Source organism: Streptomyces sp. UG1, from assembly GCF_049974585.1.
Classification (GTDB): Bacteria; Actinomycetota; Actinomycetes; order Streptomycetales; family Streptomycetaceae; genus Streptomyces.
Genome location: NZ_JBNGGG010000174.1, coordinates 1 through 517, shown reverse-complemented (window position 1 = coordinate 517; position 517 = coordinate 1). Strand labels below are relative to the sequence as shown.

Genomic DNA, 517 nt, shown 5'->3' with positions numbered 1-517 from the left:
GGTGGCGAGAATGTCGGGATTGCGCACCAGCTGCAAGAGCAAGCCCTCGCCGCTGGTAGGGTCTTTCTTCAGTTTGTGCGCGGCGACCACTTCCGGGCGGTAGTCGGCGACCGCCGCGGAGGCGATCAGCAGGTCGCAGGGCATCGCCGCCTCGCAGGCGGCCAGCATGTCGCGGGCGCTGACCACGTCGACGCGCTGCACCCGGTCGGGCGTCGGCAGGTGCACCGGGCCGGTGACCAAGGTCACCCGTGCGCCGGCTTCCACCGCCGCCTCGGCGAGGGCGAAGCCCATCTTTCCGGAGCTGTGGTTGGTGATGTAGCGCACCGGGTCGATGTTTTCCTGGGTCGGGCCGGCGGTAATCAGCACATGCACGCCGGTCAGCGCCTGGCGCTGGAAGCAGTCGGCGGCGCGCTGCGCCAGTTCCTCGGCTTCGAGCATGCGCCCGAGGCCGACGTCGCCGCAGGCCTGGCTGCCCGCTGCCGGACCGAACAGGTGGAAGCCGCGCTGGCGCAGCAGC

At 71.0% G+C, this 517-nt stretch carries 1 protein-coding gene; it reads right to left on the bottom strand.

The features are described 5' to 3' along the window. Nucleotides 1-517: phosphopantothenoylcysteine decarboxylase (locus ACP4J3_RS50895; protein WP_426545128.1), on the bottom strand; the 517-nt coding region annotated here is incomplete at both ends.